General features: G+C 56.5%; 18 protein-coding genes. 10 read left to right on the top strand and 8 right to left on the bottom strand.

The features are described from left to right. Positions 1–31: 31 nt before the first annotated feature. Together HOY33_RS10360 and HOY33_RS10355 are read right to left on the bottom strand one after the other, a co-directional pair. Positions 32–910, bottom strand: a complete 879-nt coding sequence (locus HOY33_RS10360) for a U32 family peptidase (protein ID WP_172290148.1) — start codon at positions 908–910, stop codon at positions 32–34. 11 nt (positions 911–921) lie between these two features. Further along, positions 922–1,917, bottom strand: a complete 996-nt coding sequence (locus tag HOY33_RS10355) for a peptidase U32 family protein (protein ID WP_172290147.1) — start codon at positions 1,915–1,917, stop codon at positions 922–924. A gap of 315 nt (positions 1,918–2,232) precedes the next feature. Between HOY33_RS10355 and HOY33_RS10350 the strand changes: the two genes are divergently transcribed. Beyond that, positions 2,233–2,757, top strand: coding sequence for an SCP2 domain-containing protein (locus tag HOY33_RS10350; RefSeq protein ID WP_172290146.1), 525 nt, complete (start codon positions 2,233–2,235; stop codon positions 2,755–2,757). Further along, positions 2,751–3,254, top strand: a complete 504-nt coding sequence (locus tag HOY33_RS10345) for a GNAT family N-acetyltransferase (protein ID WP_172290145.1) — start codon at positions 2,751–2,753, stop codon at positions 3,252–3,254. The genes HOY33_RS10350 and HOY33_RS10345 overlap by 7 nt, the downstream gene beginning before the upstream one ends. Here the strand turns inward: HOY33_RS10345 and HOY33_RS10340 are convergent. Beyond that, positions 3,251–3,544, bottom strand: a complete 294-nt coding sequence (locus HOY33_RS10340) for a GIY-YIG nuclease family protein (RefSeq protein WP_172290418.1) — start codon at positions 3,542–3,544, stop codon at positions 3,251–3,253. The two genes, HOY33_RS10345 and HOY33_RS10340, sit on opposite strands and share 4 nt — an antisense overlap. Positions 3,545–3,710: 166 nt before the next feature. Between HOY33_RS10340 and HOY33_RS10335 the strand changes: the two genes are divergently transcribed. The 6 genes from HOY33_RS10335 to deoD all read left to right on the top strand — a co-directional run bounded on the left by HOY33_RS10335 (position 3,711) and on the right by deoD (position 9,586). Then, the gene (locus HOY33_RS10335; RefSeq protein ID WP_172290144.1) at positions 3,711–3,986 is read left to right on the top strand and encodes a metal/formaldehyde-sensitive transcriptional repressor; all 276 of its coding nucleotides are present in this window, start codon (positions 3,711–3,713) and stop codon (positions 3,984–3,986) included. A 149-nt stretch (positions 3,987–4,135) separates the two neighbouring features. After that, complete coding sequence (gene dmeF, locus HOY33_RS10330; protein ID WP_172290143.1) at positions 4,136–5,143, top strand: CDF family Co(II)/Ni(II) efflux transporter DmeF; 1,008 nt, start codon at positions 4,136–4,138, stop codon at positions 5,141–5,143. 229 nt (positions 5,144–5,372) lie between these two features. Then, positions 5,373–6,152, top strand: a complete 780-nt coding sequence (gene deoC, locus HOY33_RS10325; RefSeq protein ID WP_172290142.1) for a deoxyribose-phosphate aldolase — start codon at positions 5,373–5,375, stop codon at positions 6,150–6,152. Between the two features lie 52 nt (positions 6,153–6,204). Next, the gene (gene deoA, locus HOY33_RS10320; protein WP_172290141.1) at positions 6,205–7,536 is read left to right on the top strand and encodes a thymidine phosphorylase; all 1,332 of its coding nucleotides are present in this window, start codon (positions 6,205–6,207) and stop codon (positions 7,534–7,536) included. Between the two features lie 60 nt (positions 7,537–7,596). Then, entirely contained in the window at positions 7,597–8,820 is a 1,224-nt protein-coding gene (deoB, locus tag HOY33_RS10315) for a phosphopentomutase (protein ID WP_172290140.1), read from the top strand. Positions 8,821–8,866: 46 nt separating this feature from the next. After that, positions 8,867–9,586, top strand: coding sequence for a purine-nucleoside phosphorylase (deoD, locus tag HOY33_RS10310; RefSeq protein ID WP_172290139.1), 720 nt, complete (start codon positions 8,867–8,869; stop codon positions 9,584–9,586). 26 nt (positions 9,587–9,612) lie between these two features. On the opposite strand, the gene HOY33_RS10305 is transcribed toward deoD, so the two are convergent. The 5 genes from HOY33_RS10305 to HOY33_RS10285 all read right to left on the bottom strand — a co-directional run bounded on the left by HOY33_RS10305 (position 9,613) and on the right by HOY33_RS10285 (position 16,606). After that, positions 9,613–11,277 (bottom strand): ABC transporter ATP-binding protein/permease, encoded by a 1,665-nt coding sequence (locus tag HOY33_RS10305; protein ID WP_172290138.1) that lies wholly within the window; start codon positions 11,275–11,277, stop codon positions 9,613–9,615. Between the two features lie 65 nt (positions 11,278–11,342). Beyond that, positions 11,343–13,805 carry a TonB-dependent siderophore receptor gene (locus HOY33_RS10300; RefSeq protein ID WP_172290137.1) on the bottom strand — a complete coding sequence of 821 codons (2,463 nt, stop codon included), beginning with the start codon at positions 13,803–13,805 and terminating at the stop codon, positions 11,343–11,345. An 87-nt stretch (positions 13,806–13,892) separates the two neighbouring features. Beyond that, positions 13,893–14,855 (bottom strand): FecR domain-containing protein, encoded by a 963-nt coding sequence (locus HOY33_RS10295; protein ID WP_172290136.1) that lies wholly within the window; start codon positions 14,853–14,855, stop codon positions 13,893–13,895. After that, positions 14,855–15,406 (bottom strand): sigma-70 family RNA polymerase sigma factor, encoded by a 552-nt coding sequence (locus tag HOY33_RS10290; protein ID WP_172290135.1) that lies wholly within the window; start codon positions 15,404–15,406, stop codon positions 14,855–14,857. Before HOY33_RS10290 ends, HOY33_RS10295 begins: the two co-directional genes overlap by 1 nt. Positions 15,407–15,583: 177 nt before the next feature. Then, on the bottom strand, positions 15,584–16,606 hold the full coding sequence (locus HOY33_RS10285; protein ID WP_233356413.1) for a GntR family transcriptional regulator: 1,023 nt from the start codon (positions 16,604–16,606) through the stop codon (positions 15,584–15,586). Between the two features lie 438 nt (positions 16,607–17,044). On the opposite strand from HOY33_RS10285, the gene HOY33_RS10280 reads away from it, so the two are divergent. Both HOY33_RS10280 and HOY33_RS10275 read left to right on the top strand, forming a co-directional pair. Continuing rightward, positions 17,045–17,926, top strand: coding sequence for a polysaccharide deacetylase (locus HOY33_RS10280; RefSeq protein ID WP_172290134.1), 882 nt, complete (start codon positions 17,045–17,047; stop codon positions 17,924–17,926). 32 nt (positions 17,927–17,958) lie between these two features. Continuing rightward, positions 17,959–19,299, top strand: a complete 1,341-nt coding sequence (locus HOY33_RS10275; RefSeq protein WP_172290133.1) for an MFS transporter — start codon at positions 17,959–17,961, stop codon at positions 19,297–19,299. Positions 19,300–19,321: the final 22 nt, after the last annotated feature.

The raw sequence follows: 19,321 nt of genomic DNA, 5'->3' as shown, positions 1-19,321 counted from the left end.
CGGCGCGCCGGCTCCGTTTATCCGTCAGCCGCTATTGCACCAGTTCCAGTCCGGCCACCCGTCGCCAGTAGCCGTTGCAGTCCGCGTTTTTCTCCAGCCTCAGCGGCGCCGCGCCGTTTTCGTTGGCGCGGAAGGCATCGACCATCGCCAGCGTCTCTGTCCCTTGAGGCGATAAACGAACGATATCCACCAGCCCGGCCATACCGGCAAGTTCGTTCCCCAGATTGTAGCAATAGCCGCTCTGCGTCTGGATGCCGTTGAGCACGAAAACCTGCTGATTTTCCTGCGACAGCACCTTACGGCCCTGCGGATAATTGATGCAGCAGGTTTCGCATTCATCCTTGGCGCGGTTTTCCGAGCGGGCGGTAAAGCAGCGGGCGGAATAGGCCAGCGGCAGGTGGCCGTAACTCAGCACTTCGACTTCAAACTGATGACGGAATCCAAGCTCGTCGCACTGGTTCAGCAGATGCTGTAGCCAGTCGCGGGACAGCTCCACCGGCATACACCAGCGCACCATGCCCTGTTTGTGCAGCAGGCGCAGGGTATAAGCGTTGTAGCAGTTGAGGGCGTGACCGGCGACAAAAGGCAGATGACGATCGGCGGCCATATTCACGGCGCCCAGATCGTTCGCTTCCAGCAGGAAATCGCCGTTTTCAACGTAGCGCTTCAGTTCATTCAGTTCTGATGGCGCCTGAAGCAGCGCCAGCGTGGAGATCGCCACCTGTTTGCCGCCGGATGCGACCTGACGGGCGAGATCAAGCCAGTCGCCGACTTTCATTGAGCGGCGTTTGCTGCATACCGTCTCGCCGAGATAAACGATGTCCGCGCTGCTGTTCATCGCCGCCTGATAAAACGCTTCGATATCGCTTTTGGGCCAGTAGTAGAGGATGGCGCCTAATGCATATTTCATATTGTCTCCTGCTACTGCCATTTGCGGTGATAGGCGCCCAGCGTGGTTTGCGTGCCTTCCGCCACCGCGCCGAGCGCATCCATCCATTCCTGCGTGGGGCTGAACGTCGCGGGATTGGACAGACAGCGATCGATCGCCTGACGCCAGACGCGGGTTATCTGGCTGACATAGGCGGGGCTGCGCTGGCGTCCTTCTATTTTTACCGAGGCAATATTGGCCGCCAGCAGCTCGGGCAGCAGTTCCAACGTATTCAGGCTGGTGGGTTCTTCGAGCGCATGATAGCGTTGCCCGTCGACCAGATAACGTCCTTTACACAACGTCGGGTAGCCGGCGTTTTCGTTGTCCTGATAACGGTCAATCAGCACGTTATTGAGGCGGGACTCCATGCCTTTTTCAGTTTGCTGCCAGCGCACAAAGCGCGCCGGCGAGCAGGCGCCCACGGTATTCGGCGATTCGCCGGTCAGATAAGACGAGAGATAGCAGCGGCCTTCCGCCATGATGCACAGGCTGCCGAACGCAAACACTTCCAGCGGCACCGGGCTGGTGCGGGCCAGCTGTTTTACCTGATGAATCGAAAGTACCCGGGGCAGAACAATGCGCGAGACATCGAAGTGGCGCTGGTAAAAATGAATCGCTTCCGTATTGGTGGCGGAAGCCTGTACCGAGACGTGGCGCTCAATATCGGGATAGCGTTCCGCGGCATACTCCAGCATCGCCAGATCGGCCAGGATCAGGGCATCCGCGCCAATTTGCGCCGCCAGGTCGACGGCGCGCTGCCAGCGCGCGAAACCATCGGGATGCGCAAAGGTATTGATGGCGATATGAAGCTTACGCCGATGTCGCCGCACGTACTCACAGGCTTCCTGTAGTTTCTTGTCGGTAAAGTTAAGTCCGGCGAAATGGCGTGCGTTAGTGTCATCTTTCAGGCCGATATAGACGGCGTCTGCGCCATTATCGATAGCGGCTTTCAGTGCCGGTAGGTTTCCGGCGGGGCAAAGCAGTTCCATACACGATCCTTCATTAATCAAAGCGCTCAGAAGAGTCAACGCGCCGATACGATCAATGATGTTGGTGGACTAATGAGATTTGTTATCAGTCGATGAATGTTTTTAACGATAGAGAATCTTAATTAACCTGATACGGCGGGACTTTGATTTAAACCAGCTAATCGTGTAATGAAAGAAGACAGCTTGCATCTGCATTGGCGGGATAGGCGAAGAACAGACTAAATTATTGACATAGACCTCGGCTGCCTTTGTGTGATGTGGCAGAATGGCTATAGATTGTCTGAACGGACAGATCGCGTTAAGAGGAGTACGCCAGTGTTGGAAAAACTACGGGCGCAGATTGTGCGCCAGGGGCCGGGCTTATTGGGTAAGCCATTAAAGTTCACTCCTTTTGCCTTACAGCGTCAGGTTCTGGAGCAAATGTTGAGCTGGCAGTTTCGTCAGGCGCTGGAAGACGGCGATCTGGCGTTTCTGGCCGATCGCTGGTTAAAGATTGAGGTTCGGGACATCGGCTTGCAGTGGTGTATGACGCTGCGCGATAACCGGCTGGTGGTGAGCAATCAGGAAGTGGCGGACGTCAGCTTCAGCGCCGATGCGAACGATCTCATCCTGATCGCGGCGCGTAAGGAAGATCCGGATACGCTGTTTTTTCAGCGTCGATTGCGTATCGAGGGCGACACCGAACTCGGGCTGTATGTCAAAAACCTGATGGACGCCATTGAACTGGAAGCTATGCCGGCGCCATTGCGTATCGGGTTGTTGCAGCTGGCCGATTTTGTCGAGGCGGGTTTACAAGAGGGCGTGGTTCAATCCGCTAATCATGCATCTGTCTCATGTTAGTGCGTGTTGAAATACCGGTCGATGCGGCGGGGATCGATAGCCTGTTGCGTCGGGTGTTTCCGACGGAGGCCGAGGCCGATTTGATCCATCAACTGCGTGAAGATGGGCAGCTAACGTTAGGCATTGTCGCGACGGATGATGAAGGCGGCGTGGTGGGATATGCCGCATTCAGCCCGGTACTCATTGAAGGAGAAGATCGTCAATGGGTGGCGCTGGCCCCGTTGGCGGTGGAAGAAAGCCTGCGTCGGCAAGGGTTGGGCGAACAACTGGTGTATGAGGGTCTGGATGCGCTCAATGAGTTCGGCTACACCGCAGTGGTGGTATTGGGCGATCCGGCCTATTATGCCCGGTTTGGTTTCGTTCCGGCGGCGGAACAACAGTTGTATTGCCGTTGGCCTGAGAGCGACGCCGCCTTTCAGGTGTATCCGCTGGCGGATAACCATTTCGAAGGGGCGAGCGGGCTGGTGCAATATGCCGAGCCCTTTAATCGTTTCTAGGATAAACGGTCGGATAGCGATACGGGCTGGTCTTGCACCAGCCGTTCTTTTTGCTCTTTGCTTAACTGCTTGATACGGTATTCCAGCTTTAACGCGCTTGAGCGATCGCCCGCCAGACACTGGAACGCCAGCGTCAATTCGCCTTTTCCCCGCAGTGCTTTCGCCCCTTTTCCTGACTGATGCTGAGCCAGCCGGCGGGTCACATCCGTGGTGATGCCGGTGTAGAGCAGGCCGGTTGCCGTACGCAGCATATACAAATACCAGTGGGGAGCGGCGGAGTGTGCGGTCATGGTTTTATTTATCGCTTTTGTCGCATGGGTCTGCGGCATTCTACGACGCCTGCGCGACAGATTGAAGTCGGGCGGCGTCTGTTGGAAAAAACGTGTCTGACGATGCCTGCAGGTTAGCGCTGCGTTATACTCTGCTTCATGATTAATGGTATATCCGGGGGAAGGTATGTCGCATACCATTAAGGGTAAGAAAAAGCTGCTGGCGCGCGTCAGGCGTATAAAAGGCCAGACCGAATCGATTGAAAAAGCGCTGGAAAGCGGGATGCCCTGCCTGAATATTTTGCAGCAGATAGCGGCGGTGCGCGGCGCGGTCAATGGTCTGATGACGGAAGTGCTGGAAGGGCATATCCGTGAGCATTTAATGGATGAAAGCCACTCATCGCAAGAGCGCAGCAGCGATCTTGAAGAGATTGTCTCCGTGATCCGATCCTACCTCAAATAAAGATTCCGCACCCGGCGGGCGGCGTGGTGTCGTCCGCGGTATTCCTCTTGTTATCCGGCTATTTTGCTTTTCGCTGATGATTAGGTTCACTGTTTCATTAAGTGTAATATACTGGGGGGGAGTATATTGCAGAGGCGAGGGAGCAGGTGATGTCATTGACACAGGTAAGCGGATCGCATTCACATGTTTTTGATGAGGGGAATCCTCTGGCGGAAAGAAACACCCGCTATGCCACATTGCTGACGGCGGTGATGATGGTGGTTGAGATTCTGGGCGGCTGGTATTTCAACTCCATGGCGCTGCTGGCCGACGGTTGGCATATGAGCTCCCACGCGCTGGCGCTGGGGCTTTCCGCGCTGGCATATGCAACCGCCCGAAGGCTGGCCTCTGATACGCGTTTTACTTTCGGCACCTGGAAGATCGAAATTCTCGGGGGCTTCACCAGCGCCATTCTGCTGGCGATCGTGGCGCTGGTTATGCTGTATGAGTCGGTAGAACGGTTATTCTATCCGACTGCGATCCAATACGATCAGGCGATTGCGATTGCTGTGGTCGGTTTGCTGGTTAATCTGGCCTGCGCCTGGCTGCTGCGCGGCCACCATTCACATGGCGATGGTCACTCGCACGGACATCGCCATGCACATGACGACCCTCATTCGCACCACGATCCTCATTCACATCACCCTCATCCCGAGCACCAGGCGCATACGTCCCATGAGGGGCATCAGGATCTGAATCTGCGTTCGGCCTATCTCCACGTGATCGCCGATGCGGCGACGTCCGTTCTGGCGATTGTGGCGCTGATCGGCGGCAAGCTGTGGGGCGCCGCCTGGTTGGATCCGGTTATGGGGATTGTGGGCGCCATCTTGGTTGCCGTATGGGCTTATGGCTTGATTCGCCAGACGAGTCGCGTTTTGCTGGATGCGGAAATGGATGCGCCGGTAGTCAATGAAATCAAGGACGTTATCGAAGCCAGTCCCATTGCCGCTGAGCTAACCGATCTACACGTATGGCGGGTGGGAACGGCAAAATATGCCTGTATCCTGAGTTTGACGACCGAACAGCCCGTCAGCCCCGACTATTACAAGCGGCAGTTGGCCATACATGAGGAACTGGTTCACATCACCGTTGAAGTTAACGCCATCCCTGCGGGATAACCTGCCTGTCTGCTTCATCGAGGGCTGAGGCTGGGCCTTTCCTGCCCGCTATTCGAATTATTTAGGGTATATATGTGATCAAAATCACATATAATCTTATTCCATTACATCACTTTTACATTAAGTGTGAATCGTAACGCAAAATAACCCGGCGCTGCGTGTTCAAATACCAGGATGTTCTCCGGTATTTTATCTGCTATACCCTAAATAATTCGAGTTGGAGTGTTGTATGACAACGTTGACTGCCGCCGCGCAGCGTGCGCTGGGGCTGATGGATTTAACCACCCTTAATGATGACGATACGGATGAGAAAGTCACTGCGCTTTGCCGCCAGGCCAACAGCCCGGCAGGAGAGACGGCGGCTATCTGCATCTATCCGCGTTTTATCCCGCTGGCCCGGAAAGTGCTGCGCGAGCAGGGAACGCCGGAAATTCGTATCGCGACCGTGACGAACTTCCCTCACGGCGATGATGATATCGCTATCGCGCTGGCGGAAACCAACGCGGCGATTGCCTATGGGGCGGATGAAGTGGATGTCGTGTTCCCTTATCGCGCGCTGATTGCCGGTAATGCCCAGGTGGGTTTTGATCTGGTGCAGGCATGTAAATCGGTTTGTCAGGCGGCCAATGTGCTGCTGAAAGTGATTATTGAAACCGGGGAACTGAAACAGGAGGCGCTGATCCGTCAGGCGAGTGAAATCGCCATTGACGCCGGCGCTGATTTTATCAAAACCTCCACCGGCAAGGTGGCGGTGAATGCCACGCCGCAGAGCGCGGAAATCATGTTGAAAGTAATACGTGATAAAGGCGTGGGAGAACGCGTGGGGTTCAAGGCGGCGGGCGGCGTGCGTAGTGCCGACGACGCCGCAATTTATCTGCAACTGGCTGACGATATTATGGGGCCGGAGTGGGTCAGCGCGCGGCATTTCCGCTTCGGGGCATCGAGTTTGTTGACCAGCCTGCTGGCGGCGTTAGGTCATCAAACCACAGGTCAATCCGGCGGTTATTGAGCGTGATGCGGCTGCCAACCCTTTCTTCATCGACTCATCAGGAGAGCATGCTTTGTTTCTGATTCAGGAAATCATTCGCAAGAAGCGTGACGGCAACCCGTTGAGCGATGAGGAGATCCGCTTCTTTATCAACGGCGTCCGTGATAATACGGTGTCGGAAGGGCAGATTGCCGCGCTGGCAATGACCATCTACTTTCATGATATGTCGATGGCGGAGCGTGTTTCCCTGACGCTGGCGATGCGTGATTCCGGTACGGTTCTCGACTGGAAACGCCTTAATCTGAATGGCCCGCTGGTGGATAAACACTCTACCGGCGGCGTCGGCGATGTCACTTCGCTGATGCTGGGGCCGATGGTCGCCGCCTGCGGGGGATACGTGCCGATGATTTCCGGGCGTGGGTTGGGGCATACCGGCGGCACGCTGGATAAGCTGGAATCCATTCCGGGGCTGAACATCTTCCCTGATGACAGCGCGTTCCGACAAATCATTCAACAGGTCGGCGTGGCGATTATCGGCCAGACCAGTTCACTGGCACCTGCGGATAAACGCTTCTACGCTACGCGCGATATTACTGCCACGGTGGATTCCATACCGCTAATTACCGCCTCTATTCTGGCGAAAAAACTGGCCGAAGGGCTGGATGCGCTGGTGATGGATGTGAAGGTCGGCTCCGGCGCATTTATGCCGAGCTATGATCTTTCGGAGCAGCTGGCGCAGGCGATCGTCGGGGTCGCCAATAATGCCGGTTGCCGCACCAGCGCGCTGCTTACCGATATGAATCAGGTGCTGGCCTCCAGCGCCGGTAATGCGCTGGAGGTGCGGGAGGCGGTACGATTCCTGACCGGGGAGCAGCGCAACCCGCGCTTGTATGAAGTCACGATGGCGCTGTGCGAAGAAATGCTGTTGGCCGGCGGTCTGGCCGATTCCGCGGCGGATGCCCGCGCGCGTTTGCAAACGGCGCTGGATAGCGGCGACGCGGCCGATGTTTTTGGCCGGATGGTGGCGGCTCAGCATGGCCCTGTTGACTTTGTTGAGCATTATGAGCGTTATTTACCCGCCGCTATCCTGAGTAAACCCGTTTTTGCCGAACGTGGGGGGATCGTGACCGCCATGGATACCCGGGCGTTGGGCATGGCGGTCGTGGCCTTGGGCGGAGGTCGCCGTCAGGCCGGCGATGCGATTGATTACAGCGTGGGGATGAACGAAATCGCCTGTCTGGGCGAGCGTGCCGACAGCCAGCGCCCGCTGGCGGTGATCCATGCCAATACGGAAGCGCAATGGCAACAGGCGGCAAACGCCGTGCGGGCGGCCATTACGCTGGGCGATAAGGCCGTGCAAAAAACACCGATTATCTATCGTCGCATGAGCGCCGATGATGTGTGATATCTATTTCCAACGCCGACAGGCTTTGCCTGCGGCGTGTAACAACGCAGGAGATGAACAATGAAACGTGCCTATATTATGGTGCTTGACTCGTTTGGCATCGGCAGCAGCGCCGATGCGGATCGTTTCGGCGATGCCGGTTCGGATACGCTGGGCCATATCGCACAGGCTTGTGCGGCGGGAAAGGCCGATCGGGGGCGCAAAGGCGCGTTGCATTTGCCGAACCTCAGCCGGTTAGGATTGGGAAAAGCGGCCGAGGAATCAACGGGTACTTTCCCTGCGGGGCTGGATCCACAGGCCGAGATTATCGGCGCTTATGCGCATGCCGCCGAAATTTCGTCCGGCAAGGATACCCCGTCAGGGCACTGGGAAATTGCCGGCGTGCCGGTACTGTTCGACTGGGGTTATTTCAAGGATGAAGAAAACAGCTTCCCGCAAGCGCTGTTGGATACGCTGGTGAAGCGCGCCAATTTGCCGGGATATCTGGGCAACTGCCACTCTTCCGGCACGGTGATCCTCGATCAACTGGGCGAAGAGCACATGAAAACCGGCAAGCCGATTTTCTATACCTCCGCCGATTCGGTATTCCAGATTGCCTGCCATGAGGAAACGTTCGGTCTGGATAAACTGTATGAACTGTGTGAAATCGCCCGTGAAGAGTTGACCGAAGGCGGTTATAACATTGGGCGGGTGATTGCCCGTCCGTTTGTCGGCGATAAGCCTGGAAATTTCCAGCGTACCGGCAATCGACACGATCTGGCGGTGGAACCGCCGGCGCCGACCATGTTGAAAAAACTGGTGGCGGAAAAGGGCGGCGAGGTGGTGTCCGTCGGTAAGATTGCGGATATTTACGCCAATGTCGGTATTACCCGCAAAGTCAAAGCCACGGGCATCGACGCGCTGTTTGACGCCACGCTGCAAGAAATGGATCAGGCGGGGGATAACACCATCGTGTTTACCAACTTTGTCGATTTTGACTCATCGTACGGCCACCGCCGTGACGTGGCGGGCTATGCCGCGGCGCTGGAACTGTTCGATCGCCGTCTGCCGGAGATGCTCTCGCGGGTGACGGGGGATGATGTTCTGATCCTCACTGCCGACCACGGCTGCGATCCCACCTGGCCTGGCACCGATCATACGCGCGAGCATGTGCCGGTGTTGATTTACGGGCCGAAAGTGAAACCCGGTTCGTATGGGCATCGTGATACCTTTGCGGATATCGGACAGACAGTGGCGAAGTACTTTGATTTATCGCCGATGGATTACGGTAAATCCATCCTGTAACCGCGCCGATTAAATTTTTTTATGCTGATTGATAAGGAATAAGAGCATGGCTACGCCACATATTAATGCGGAAATGGGTGACTTTGCGGACGTCGTACTGATGCCGGGCGATCCGCTGCGCGCCAAATATATTGCCGAAACCTTTCTGGAACAGGCCCGCGAAGTGAACGACGTGCGCGGCATGTTGGGTTTTACCGGAACGTATAAAGGCCGCAAGATTTCAGTGATGGGGCACGGAATGGGCATCCCTTCCTGCTCTATCTATGCCAAAGAATTGATTACCGAGTTTGGCGTGAAGAAAATCATTCGTGTGGGTTCCTGCGGCTCGGTGCGCAGCGATGTAAAACTGCGCGATGTGGTGATCGGCATGGGCGCCTGTACGGATTCCAAAGTGAACCGCCTGCGTTTTAAGGATCACGATTATGCGGCCATTGCGGATTTTGATCTGGTGCGTCATGCCGTGGATGCGGCGAAAGCGCGCGGCGTGTCCGTGCGCGTCGGCAATCTTTTCTCCGCCGATCTGTTCTATACGCCGGACCCGCAAATGTTCGACGTAATGGAAAAGTACGGCATTCTGGGCGTCGAAATGGAAGCCGCCGGCATTTATGGCGTGGCGGCCGAGTTCGGCGCCAAAGCGTTGGCGATCTGTACCGTATCCGATCATATCCGCACCCATGAACAAACCACGGCGGAAGAGCGTCAGACGACGTTCAATGAAATGATCGAAATCGCGCTGGAATCTATTCTGCTGGGCGATAGCGAGTAAATAACCGCCGTCAGTCCCTGCCGCCGTCAACGGCGGCAGGGCGTCAGAGAGAAGCGATGCTCAAACCGGGCGCACACCGCAGGCTGATGGCTGACGGCCAACACAATCATCCGCGGCAGCGCCTGCCTTAACCGGGTGAGCAGTTGCAGGGCGGCGTCATCATCCAACTGGCTGGTGGCTTCATCCAGACACAGCAGCGTAGGATGCAGCAATAACACGCGAGCCAGCGACAACCGTTGTTGCTCGCCGCCGGACAACTCCCGGCTCCAGTTGGATGATTCATCCAGTCTGGCGATCAGCGACGGCAGGCCGACCTGCTTTAACGCCCGATGCAGCGAGGCGTTATCCGGCGTCTCCGTCAGCGGGTAGCAAAGCGCCCGGCGCAAGGTATCCTGCGGCAGATAGGGCTTTTGCGGCAAAAACAGCGTCTTGCCTGCCGGAAGTCGCCATTGCCCCTGTACCGCGGGCCACAGACCGGCAAGAGCGCGCAGTAATGTGGTTTTTCCGCTGCCGCTGGCCGCCGACAGCACGGCCCAGTCTCCCGCTTTCAGGGTGGCGGTGAGCGGCGCAAACAGAGGAGCGCCGTCGGGAAGCTGGACGCTAAGCGCCTCAATGTGCAAGGCATCGCCTGCGCGGGGCGCTACGTTCAGGTTCGGCAGCCGCCGCAGGCTGTGCTGGAACTCCCATAACCGCTCGATGGTGGCGGACCAGGCCACCAACTGACGATAGGCGTCGATAAACCAGCCGAAGGCGTCCAGCACATAGCCGAAAGCGGTACTGGCTTGCATGACTGCGCCCAACGTGATTTGACGCGCCAGATAAACCGGCAGAATGGCAAAGACCGGGATCATCAGGCTGAGGCGAAAATAGCTGGTGATAAAGCTTTCCAGCCGGAATTCACGTCCCATCAGGCTGCGCCAGTTATTGACGATCGCCTGAAAGCGCTGACTCATCCGCGTTTGCTCCGCCTCTTCCCCTCGGTAAAAGGCAATCTGTTCGGTATGCTCACGCACCCGCAGCAGCGTGGTACGGTAATTTGCCTCGGCGCGCTGTTTTTCCACATTCAGCCCGTGCAGCCGATGCCCCAGCAGATGGGCGAACAGGCTGTTGACGAGCGCGTAACCTAACGCAATCCATACCAGATAGCCATGAACCGTTATGCCGTGGCCGCCGACAGTGAACGTCTGCACGCCGGACAACTGCCACAGAATGACGATAAAGGAAAAGAAGCGGGCGATGTTTTTCAGCAGCGAAAGCAGCAGTTCCAGACTTTGTTCAATCAACAGCCGGATATCTTCCGCAATGCGCTGATCCGGGTTATCCGGTTCGCCGCGCAGGCTGAGCCGGTAGTGGGCGCAGCGGGTTAGCCACGCCTGTGAAAAATGCTGCGTCATGTCCTGACGGCAGCGGATAATCAGCAGTTTTTTCAGCCAATTGCCGCAGACTATCACCAACACGAACAGAGCGGTATAGCCCGCATAGCGCCAGGCCAGCGCCTGGATGGAGGCGTGCTGAAAGTAGTCGGCCAGCGCATCGTAAAAGTCTTTACTCCAGTTGTTATACAGCACGCTGATCCAGACGACGGACAGCGTCAATGCGATAATGGTCAGCAGCAGCAGCCAGCTATACACCGCCCGGCGGGTAAACCAGAACGGCGCGATTAACTGATAAAAGCGTTTTAATGTCGGCATCAGGTTAGTCAACCCGCGGCCTGCCGTTTGCAGGCCACGTTCTGTCGGTAAGTGAGGTCAGGCAATCAGAAGGCGTATTTCGCCGTCAGCATAAAATTACGCGGGTCGCCGTAGAAGTTGTAGCCGCCGCGATGGCGATTGTTCAGCGTGCGGTAATACACTTTATCGCCCAGGTTATTGCCCACCAGATTAAAGCTGAGGTTTTTGCTGTACTGATAGGTGATGTTGGCGTTAAACAGGGTGTAACCGCCCTGAGAGACGTTATATGTGGTGTTGGTGTCGGTTTGCGCCGTCAGCCCCGCGCCCAGAGTCCAGGGATTCAGGCTGCCGGGAAGGTTGTAACTGCTATACAGTTTGAACATATGCTGCGGTGTATGCGGGCTGTAGCGTTGTCCCTGTTCATCCTCTTCTCCGTGCAGATATTGGGTATTGGTCAGCGTATAGCCGGCAAATAACTGCCAGCCTTCGGCCAGCTTGCCCGAGACTTCCATCTCAACGCCCTGGCTGCGCACTTTGCCTTCGGCGCGAGAGCAGTAATCGCTGGTCAGACATCCGCTATCCGCCACGGCGCGGTTGGCCTGGATAATGCGGTAGAGCGCGATCGAGGCATTCAGATCGCCATCAAAAAACTCGCCTTTAATACCGGTCTCATAGTTTTTTCCGGTCACGGCCGGCAGCAGACTGCCGGTGCGGGTTATGGCTTCCTGCGGCTTATAGATATCGCTGTAGCTGGCATACCAGGTGTAATGTTCCGCGAAATCCCACAGCAGACCGCCGTAAGGAATCAGTTTGTCGCGAACTTTGTAGCTGCTGCCGTGGCTGGTTTTACCGGTGGTGCGGTTGGTGTTGTACATATCATAGCTGAAGGCGCTGTAGCGGCTGCCGACAATCAGCTTCCAGTCGTCGGCCAGTTCCAGCCGGGTGGTGGCGAACAGCGCGCGCTGATAGATGCCGTACTGGTAGCGGCGGGTATAATCCGGCCAGTCGGGTTCGGGCAGCGAGGCCGGCTCCCAGTCGTAGACATTGACGGTGCCGGTATTGGCGACAACGCCAAACAAATTATCAAAATTCTCTTTTTGATAGTCTCCGCCGACGACCAACTCATGATTACGGTTCAGCAACGTAAAGGGGCCGCTCAGGCTCAGGTTGTAGCTCCATTGATCCGATCGGTTATCCCGCTGGATAGCATTATTCAGTTTTGCGCTGCCGCTATTGCTGTCCACGCCGTTAGAGCCGTTGCCAAATATTCCGATGGCCTTGCTTTCGGCGCTGGCATGCGTGTAGTTCAGGGCGCTGTTAAGCCTCCAGTCGTTATTAAATATGTGCTCGATTTCGGCAAAGGGATTGATTTTTTCAAAAGTGATACGGTTCCAACTGGCCCCGAGGAAGGTTGAGCGCGGCAAGTTAAGATTGGCGTAGCGTGTGGACATCGGTATCCCGTATAAATCGGGCACGGTATGGGTTTTCTGCCAGTTGATACCCGTCGTGAGGGTGGTATCGGGCGTCATATCCCAGGCCAGCGTACCGAATAGCACCTGGCGGTCGCTGTCGACATAATCGACGGCGCTCTGTTTATCCTGATAAGCGCCGACAAAGCGGCCGCGCAGGCTGGCATCGTCATTGAGCGGCCCGGACACGTCCATTTCGCTACGGTAGTTGTCCCAACTCCCGACGCCGGTACTGGCCGACGCCTGAAAACCATAGGTAGGCTTTTTCCGCACCAGATTGACGGTGCCGCCCGGTTCACCGTTACCCTGCGTCAGGCCGGATGCGCCACGCAGGATCTCCACTCGATCGTAAATCGCCAGATCGGGCGATTCGCTGGCGGCTTCGGAAAACCCCATGCCGGACACGCTGTTCTGGAAAGACGAACTTACGCCGTCTTCCTTGACGTTATCCATAGTAAAACCGCGCGACTGAAACTTGACCTGGTAAGAGCTTTGATTGACCACATTCACCCCGGTGGTCTGGCTCATGGCTTCATCCAGCGAGGTCATATTTTGATCGTTCATCCGCTGGCGGGTGACCACGCTCACCGACTGCGGCGTTTCGCGCGGCGACAGGTTTAACTGCGTGGCGGTATTCATACTGCGGGTGGTGTAGGAGTCGGTGCCTTCGGTGATGCCGTTACGGTTAACCGCGGCCACCACCAGCATCTCATCGCCCGCCGGTATTTGCTGTAACATATAGGCGCCGCCGGACTGTCTCACCGCCTGCAAACCGCTACCGGCGAGCAGGGCGCTGAATCCTGCCTCCACACTGTAGTTTCCCTGTAACGCGACGCCCATCTTGCCGTTTGCCAGACTGGCGTCGCCCGCCAGATACACGCCGGACTGAGCGGCAAACAGGTTTAACTGCTGACTTAGCGGCCCTGCCGGAATGGCGTAGGCGTGCGGTGCCTGAACCTCTGCCAGCGCGATGCCGGACGACAGTGCCAGCGGCGCGCCGCACAGCAGCCGGACGGCAAGCGCGAGGGGAGTTGCTGTCCGGCTCGCGCCGGATAGTGAGAGAAACGATGGAAATGACATATTGATTTGCCTTCTAACCCAGAGTGAAGAAATTGTGCTTTTACTGTGAATCGAAGGACGGCGTTAAAAAGGGAACAAGAATGATAACTATTTTTTCTCCACCGTTACCCACCAGGAAAAACGCCGGTGAATGCGGATAGGAAATGTCTGCGCCAGCATCGCCAGAGCGGCATCCGTATCCGTCAGCGGGAACGTCCCCATCACCCGCAGCGCGGCAACGTCGGGCTGACAGGCCAGATAGCCGTGGCGGTAGCGCGAGAACTGCGCGATAACCTCGCCCAGCGACAGGTTATCCGCCTGTAGCAGCCCCCGCGACCAGTCGGCGTCGGTTCGTGCGGTCGGTAACTGCCGCCCCTGTCCCTGAAAATTGAATTCCAGCCGCTGACCGGCATCAACCCGGCGCGCCGCTTGAGCATGGCGAGCGGTGACCTCGACGGCGCCTTTATAGACGGCTAAATGCGTCGTGCCGTCATGTTGCTCTACGCTGAAGCGGGTGCCGAGCGCCAGCATTTGTCCCTCGGCGCTGGATACCGATAACGGACGGGGATCCGCGGCGGTATCAACCATGATGTCGCCGGCCAGCAGAACCAGCTGTCTCCGTTGGCTGTCGAATTGCACGTCGACTGCGCTGGCGGTATTCAGCCAGAGGCGGGTGCCGTCCTGTAGCACAAGACGTTTAATTTCGCCGGTGGCGCTGTGATGGTCTGCCGTCATCGCCAACAGAGAACCCCGCAGCGGCGTATAGCGATAGGTCGCCCAGGATAGCAGTGAGCCGGTACTCAACAGCGCCGCCAGTTTGAGGGCGCGGCGGCGGTTCATGTCGGCGGGCTGATGCAGCAAGGCGTTGATGGCGGGTTGTTGGCTGTCGCCGCGTAACGGTTGAAAGCGCTGGCTGACTTTCCGCACATATTCCCAGGCGCAGCGGTTTTCCTCGCTTTCATCCATCCAGCGTTGCCAGTGGTGATGGTGTTCATGGTCGCCTTCAAGCTCGCAGAGCTGGGCATACCACTGCGAGGCCTGCTGTAATGCGATAAAACCGGGTTTGTTCATCAGGTGGCGGTCTTCTGGCAAGCGAGGGTGGTTTCTTCTATTTCTGCTTCCAGCAATACGCAGTGCAGCATGGCCTGCGCCATGTATTTCTTCACCATGCGTTCCGAGACGCTGAGGACGCTGGCGATTTCCCGGTAGGTTAATCCCTGAATCTGCGCCATGACGAACGCGGCGCGGACTTTCTCCGGCAGCGCCCGCAGCATGGCATCGACCTGATACAGGGTTTCAAGAATGATATTGCTGTGTTCCGCCGACAGCACAACCGGTTCCGGCCGGGCAGCCAGCGAATTCAGCCAGGCGCGCTCAATTTCCCGCCGCCGCCATAAATCCACGCACATTCCCTGCGCCATCACGCTCAGATAGGCGCGTGCTCCGGCATGGCTGTCGAACTGACGCGGTTTGATCAGCAGACGTAAAAAAACATCCTGAGCCAGATCGGCGGCATCGTACAGATTTCCCAGCCGTTTGCGCAACAGCCCTTGCAGCCAGCCGTGATGCTGGCGGTAGAGCAGATGAATGTCTGCTGCGGTATCGATTTGGGCTGATGACATATCAATGGCCTGAAAACGGGATAGCCGGGAAAATAAGACGTGTGTCACATTTTAAGTGAGAATGATTTTTATTTCAATGGGGTATTGACACACGCAACGCCTGCCATACCAGACGCCGCCGATTACTGTCTCAGTCATAACGCCAGACGGTATGCGGATTGATGATAAACTCCGAGGCTAGCTGAGCCTGTGCAGATAAGGCGGCAATATGGGAACCGGCAGAACCGACAGCACTTTCAGTTTTTGCAGCGTGCGTATCTGCGCACGCTCAAGGTGCTCATGGAGGCTCATCGCCGCCAGTTCCCAGCTTTCCTGAAGCAGCATTTCATAGATCAGGCGGTGTTCGTTGATGGTGGCATGATCAACGGCGATCGACAGCGTCTCATAGAAAATGCGGGTGACGATAAGCGGAGATTGGCTCTGACGCAGAATTTCGATCAGCGCCCGGTTGCCCGCCGGCTCCAGACAAAAAAGGTGAAGATCGTCCTCGACGCGTTCCAGCTCGGCGGCGGTCACTTTGCCCTTTTTCAGTTTTTCCAGACGTTCCAGATTTTCGGCGATCTGACGCTGTGTAATATAGGGCGCCGCCTGGCGCAGCGCCGCCGGTTCGAGACAGGCGCGGATCTGGTAATGATCCTTGATCTCTCTGGCCGTCAACGGCCCGGCCAACCATTGCGAATAGGGTTCTTTTTCCACTAGCCCTCGATCGCGCAGGCGCACCAGACTTTCACGAATAATATTGCGGCTGACGTTGTAAAACTCGGCGGCTTGACCTTCGTTAAGCTGGTAATGACCGAATACCATGCAGGTCGACAGCGCTTCTTGCAGATCGCTCAATACCTTTTCCCCGGCGCTGCGGGTATCGACCAGGGCATGATCCTGATCGAGCCCCAGCACGGTCCGGTTTAACGCCAGGCGCTGAGGCTCAATATCCTCTCCCTCGGCGGCGACGATAAACCCCCGGCCTTCAAAACGGGCGATCAGTCCCTCTTCATGCAGCAGACCCAGCGCCCGTCGCACCGGAACCCGGCTGGTGCCAAACAGCTCGGCCAACGGGCCTTCCAGCAGCACTAATCCGGCCGGTACGGTTTGCGCCTCTATGATTGCCTTCCTGAGAACCTGATGGATCATCTCATATCGCGCCGCGCCGCGGGCTTCGGTTCTTACGTCTTTGCTTTCGTTAAGCATCCTTTGGCTCATTGATCCTCGCCTGAGTGAATACTGCATTATTGCATACCCTCTGATTAAGTTGATCGTTCCTATCGGGTAAACAAAATGCATTCATATGGTGCGCCTGCACGATAATGAATCATGAAATCAAATATCCATTTTTATACACATTTCATCTTTATCCGTTAAACCGCGGGTTATCGCTTGAGTTAAGTCGATTAAAAGCCGTTTAAGGACAACGCGTTTTGATGTTATCCCTTATTTTAGAACAAATAATCGACATTTTCGTTAAGCGTTGGCATTTTATTTGCAGGTATAAAATGTATTTTTTATATAAACATACGTTTTTTTTGATAGAAAAATGAGCGCTGGCGCCAACCCGCATTTTTTATGTCATGCCGTACGGCGGGGGGAATCCCGTCAGCTTGCCGCTTTCTTCCCTGTCGTAACCTGTAATGGAGAAATAACATGGCTAAAGAGATCCTTTGTGCTTTCGGTGTTGATGTTGATGCGGTCGCGGGGTGGTTGGGTTCCTATGGCGGAGAAGACTCCCCGGATGATATTTCGCGCGGCCTGTTTGCCGGTGAAGTCGGCGCGCCGCGACTGCTTAAGCTGTTTGCGGATCACCAACTGCGAACGACATGGTTTATTCCCGGTCACTCCATCGAAACGTTTCCTGAACAGATGAAGGCGGTTGCCGATGCCGGTCATGAAATCGGCGTGCACGGCTACAGCCATGAAAATCCTATCGCCATGACGCCGGCGCAGGAAGAAGCCATTCTGGATCGCTGTATCGATCTGGTGACGACGCTGTCGGGAAAACGGCCGACCGGTTACGTGGCGCCGTGGTGGGAGTTCAGCAACGTCACCAATGAACTGCTGCTGAAGAAGGGCATCAAGTATGACCACAGCCTGATGCACAACGACTTTCATCCCTACTATGTCCGGGTCGGCGACAGCTGGACGCGCATTGACTACAGCCAGCACCCGGACACCTGGATGAAACCGCTGGTGCGCGGCGAGGAAACCGATTTGATCGAAATCCCCGCCAACTGGTATCTCGACGATCTGCCGCCGATGATGTTCATCAAAAAATCCCCCAATAGTCATGGATTCGTCAATCCGCGCCATCTGGAAGAGATGTGGCGCGACCAGTTCGATTGGGTCTACCGCGAAAATGACTACGCCGTCTTTACCATGACCATCCACCCTGATGTGTCGGGGCGACCGCAGGTTCTGCTGATGCTGGAACGTCTGATCAAGCATATCCAGAGCCATGAGGGCGTCCGTTTTCTGACGTTCGATGAAATTGCCGACGATTTCCAGAAGCGCAAGCCGCGCGCCCTGTAATTTTCTTCCACCACTAAAAGAGTGATAGAAAAATGAGTCTGTATAAAAAAACGACGGTTAATGGCTGGCAACCCCAGCAGTTGACGAGCAAGGACGTGAAATTCGCGACCTGGATCGCTTTCTTTGCCTGGGTGTTCGCCGTCTATGATTTTATTTTGTTTGGGACGCTGCTGCCGGAAATCGGCAATCATTTTAACTGGGGTGAGGTTGAGCAGGCTGAAATTGCCACCTGGGTTGCGGTGGGCGGCGCGGTGGTGGCGCTGGCTGTCGGCCCGCTGGTGGATCGCCTTGGACGCCGGCTCGGTATTGTGATCACCGTCGGCGGCTCCGCCATCAGCTCCCTGCTGACGGCGATCGGCGGCGCATGGGGCAAAGGCGCGTTGACGGTGATCCGTTCGGTCGCCGGTCTTGGTTATGCCGAGCAGACGGTTAACGCCACCTATTTGACCGAGCTTTATGCGGCGCTGGACGATCCGAAACTGAATCGGCGTAAAGGCTTTATCTACAGTCTGGTTCAGGGCGGGTGGCCGGTAGGGGCGCTGGTGGCATCGGCCCTCACCGCGCTTTTGATGCCGCTGATCGGCTGGCAGGGCAGTTTTGTTTTCGCCGCGTTACCTTCTCTGGTGATTGCTGTTCTGGCGTTGAAACTGAAAGAAACACCGCAGTTTCAGGTTCATCAGCATATCCAGACGTTGCGCAAAGCCGGGCAGATTGATGATGCCCGTCAGGTGGCGCAGGATTATCAAATTCACTATGAGGATCATCAAAATGCCGGTCTGGCGGCGGCGTTTCGCGGCACGTCGCTGCGCGCGACGCTGGTGCTGGGCAGCGCCATCCTGCTTAACTGGTTTGCCATTCAGATCTTCAGCGTGCTCGGCACGACCGTGATTACCAAAACGCACGATGTCTCGTTCAGTAACTCGTTGCTGATTCTGGTGCTGTCGAATCTGGTCGGATACTGCGGTTATCTGGTACACGGCTGGCTGGGGGATCGCTTCGGCCGCCGCAATACCATTGCCATCGGCTGGATGCTGGGCGGCGTGGCCTTTGCCGCCATGCTCTTCTGCCCGGATGACTTCGCCACCATTGTCGCGCTCTACAGCATCGGGCTGTTTTTCCTGATTGGCCCGTATGCCGCCGCGCTGTTTTTTATCAGCGAAAGTTTCCCTACCGCCATTCGCGCCACCGCCGGATCGCTGATCGGGGCGATGGGGCCGGTGGGCGCCATTCTGGCCGGTATCGGCACCACCAGCATGTTGAGCAGCGGCGGTGACTGGCAGAGTGCGGCGCTGTGGTTTGGGGCGCTGCCATGCTTTATCTCGGGCGTGATTATTCTGCTGGCGCAGCATATCCGCGCAGACGACGTGAAATAACCCCGCGGGGAGAGCCGGCCTC

Source organism: Brenneria sp. hezel4-2-4 (assembly GCF_013155275.1).
Classification (GTDB): Bacteria; Pseudomonadota; Gammaproteobacteria; order Enterobacterales; family Enterobacteriaceae; genus Brenneria.
This window is presented reverse-complemented; position numbering and strand designations above follow the sequence as displayed.